3 protein-coding genes are annotated in these 3,136 nt (G+C 67.8%); 1 reads left to right on the forward strand and 2 read right to left on the reverse strand.

What is annotated here, in order from left to right; genetic code table 11:
* Positions 1-100: 100 nt before the first annotated feature.
* The gene (locus ACFVMC_RS02020; protein WP_379206022.1) at positions 101-1,696 is read right to left on the reverse strand and encodes a hypothetical protein; all 1,596 of its coding nucleotides are present in this window, start codon (positions 1,694-1,696) and stop codon (positions 101-103) included.
* Positions 1,697-2,102: 406 nt separating this feature from the next.
* Here ACFVMC_RS02020 and ACFVMC_RS02025 point away from each other — a divergent pair, with 406 nt between their 5' ends.
* Positions 2,103-2,771 carry a response regulator transcription factor gene (locus ACFVMC_RS02025; protein WP_379206024.1) on the forward strand — a complete coding sequence of 223 codons (669 nt, stop codon included), beginning with the start codon at positions 2,103-2,105 and terminating at the stop codon, positions 2,769-2,771.
* Positions 2,772-2,848: 77 nt separating this feature from the next.
* Here the strand turns inward: ACFVMC_RS02025 and ACFVMC_RS02030 are convergent, their stop codons facing one another.
* Positions 2,849-3,121 carry a hypothetical protein gene (locus ACFVMC_RS02030; RefSeq protein ID WP_379206025.1) on the reverse strand — a complete coding sequence of 91 codons (273 nt, stop codon included), beginning with the start codon at positions 3,119-3,121 and terminating at the stop codon, positions 2,849-2,851.
* Between the last annotated feature and the right edge of the window lie 15 nt (positions 3,122-3,136).

Below are 3,136 nucleotides of genomic sequence, written 5' to 3' on the forward strand. Positions count from 1 at the left end.
GCTCGGGCCGATTCACCGACCCGAAAAGCTAAAGAACCGGTTAGGAATCGGCCATCGATTCTTTCCCCGACGTTAACCCGCGAAGTGCCGGTTACCGAGGTCAGGCGTCGACCATTCCATTGCGCTCCTGGAAGCGCTGCTCGAACTCCGCGATATAGCGCGACGGCGCGATCGACGACGAGGACTGCTCCAGCACACCGTCATCGGCGATGTAGAACAGGGCGCGGCCGATGGCGATCTCGCCGGGTGCGGTCGGCACGTAGACCATCCAGCCGCAGCTGATCCGGTCGGCACGCAGCTGATCCAGCGGATAGCCGGTGGTGTCGAGATTACGGTCGAGAATGTAGCGGCGCACCTGGTCGATGGCCTCGTCCTCGGGCATCGGATCCGGCAGCGTGGTCGCGACACCGGCCATGGTGAGCTGGTAGAACGCGCTGTCGATATCGCGGGCTCCGTCGTCACCGAAGACGCTGATCAGCGTATCCCGGGTCACCACACCGGCTTCCGCGGCCGAGACCAGCGTGGCCACGGCGGCCACCTCGCCGTCGGTGGGCTCGGACGACACCAGGCTGGCGATCACGTTGGTCACGGTCTGCGCGGTCCAGATACCCGGTACCGCCTCGGCCAGCTGATCGGCCGTCGGCGAATCCGAGCGATACCAGCGCCCGCCCTCCCACCAGTAGCAGAACGACAGCAAACCGCTGGCGGCACGAGGATTCAGCACCGGGTTGGCCACCCAGGCGGGCGCGCCCGCGTAGTAGGCGGGCAGCTGAGCGTCGTCGTTGTAGGTCGCGTCCAGCGCGGGTGCGTTCCAGACACCGCCGGAAAGCACAGCCCGGCCACCCGGCAGCATGTACAGCGTGGAGCCGCCCCGCTTGGCGCCCTCGAACCAGCCCAGCGCGGGCAGAATACGCGGACCCCACTCCGAGCCCACCGCCACGAACGACGCGGCCAGCACCGCCCAGCGGGCCCACAGGGTGGGCAACGCCGGGAAATCACGCTCGGAAATCGTCCCGCGCACACCGGCTTCCCGGTCGGCGCGCGCCCACACGGCCGCCTCGGCAGGCGTGCGGGACTGGCGATTGCCGTGATTCACGTAGGCGGCCAGCCATACCGGCAGCCGATCCCGCGGATTGGCTTCCAGATCGGCCTGATACACCTCGGCCGGGAACAGGTGATCGTCCGGGAACGGCTCGTCACCGTAGTCGTAGTCGATATCCAGCTGCCCCGCGGGCGAGAGCTGCAACAGCAGCCGCCACCAGGGGCCATCGCCCATGGCGGCCGACACCTCGCGGTGCCGGCGCACCAGCTCCAGCACACCCTCCGAAGGCTGGACGCGGACCGAGCGCTCCTGATCGTCGCTGAACACGACCTGCGCGACCTCGGCGACGGCGGTGAACGCGAACACCGCGTCCAATTTCACCCAGCCCTGCGGTGCACCGGTAGCCAGCTCGCGAGCCAGCTCATGTCCCAGCTGACGAGCCTGGTCGGCCGGATCGGCCGCTTCCTCGGGTTCGGGTTCCGGCTCGGGATCTCCGAGCGAGAACTCCACATCGGGTTCTTCGCCGGATTCCTCGAAGGCCTGCTGGAACTCCCGCAGGAACTCCTCGTCGGCCTGCTGCTCGGGAGTGGGATTCGGCTCGCCGGGGACCTCGTTGTCGCGGGCCTCGTCGTTCGGGCCTTGTGGGCTGGTCACTGTGCAGCTATCTCCTCATCCATACACCCGTAGCCCGGAATCCGGTCGGATTACGCGGGCACGGGCTAGAGCCGACTTGCTGCCCTTCATCCTGGCACAAGATGTCGAAACACCGCCCGGCAAGCCGAAACCCTCACCCCTCAGCAGGGTTTCCGGACCCGCCTGGGCGGACCCCGACCCGCCTTCGTAGGGCTGGACGAGGCCGCGGCGCTGCTGGCGGACCGGGGTGCTGGTCATCGGCTCCTTCGAAGGAAGCAGCTGGGAAGGAATTCTCGCGCACCAAGCGGTCGTTCGTCTCGCTCATGAGCGCCGACTTCCCTAAGAAGATGTCAAGACCTCGAAAGTGTCGATTCCCCCGCGTCCGATACGCCTGCGGACAGAACCTCCGATTTGCGAGGATCGGCGCGTGAGACTTGCGATAGTCGAAGACGACCCGGGGGTCGGCGACGCCCTCGTCGCCGCGCTACGAGCCAAGGACTATCAGGCCGACCACCTCCGGCGCGGCGCCGACCTGCTGCTCACCCACGACCGCTACGACGCCGTCATCCTCGACCTCGGCCTGCCCGATATGGACGGCCTGGACGTGCTGCGCAAACTCCGCGAGATCAGCACCGTGCCGGTCCTGATCCTCACCGCCCGCAGCGGTGAACGCGCCGTCATCCGCGGCCTGCGCGCGGGCGCCGACGACTACCTGACCAAACCGCCCCGCGTCGGCGAACTCGTCGCCCGGCTCGAAGCCGTCACCCGCCGCCCCCGGACACCGAGCACCCCCGCCCAGCAGATCGTGGTGACCGGCGACGTCCGCGTCGACCTGCAAGCCCGCACCGTCGAAGTCGCCGGCGCGCCGATCACACTCACCCACAAGGAATTCGAACTCGTCCGAATCCTCGTGGAACACCCCGGCTCCGCCGTCAGCCGCCAACAACTCATGGACCGCATCTGGGGCGACGCATTCGCCGCCATCTCCCGCGCCCTAGACGTCCACATGGCCGCCCTCCGCGCCAAACTCCAACGCCCCCACCTCATCACCACCATCCGCGGCTACGGATACCGCTGGGAGACGGAGACTCCCTAGTGGGAGGAGGGAAGGCGGGACATGACTGCGGCGTTTCGCGAGAAGCCCCCGCAGTGGTGTCCCACTTCGACTGCGGGCTAGTGGAGGCCGCGGGATTGGAAGAGGCGTAGGCGTGCGGCTTTTCGGGCGGCGATGTTGGTGCCGTCCAGTTGGCCGGAGAAGGCGGTGCGGGCGGCGGTGATGAGGGGGGTGGTGATGTTTGGGTGGGCGTTGGTTATGGCCCAGAGGGCGGTTTGGGTTTCGATGTCCAGGGGGGTGTCCGAGGGGATCGCGCCGCCGTCGCGGACTGACGCGAGCAAGGTTTCGAAGGTGACGCGGAGTTCGTCGGGGGTGGGATCGCTGTCGCGCATTGCTGCTCCTCGAGG

The sequence above is a fragment of the Nocardia sp. NPDC127579 genome, from assembly GCF_042672005.1.
Classification (GTDB): Bacteria; Actinomycetota; Actinomycetes; order Mycobacteriales; family Mycobacteriaceae; genus Nocardia.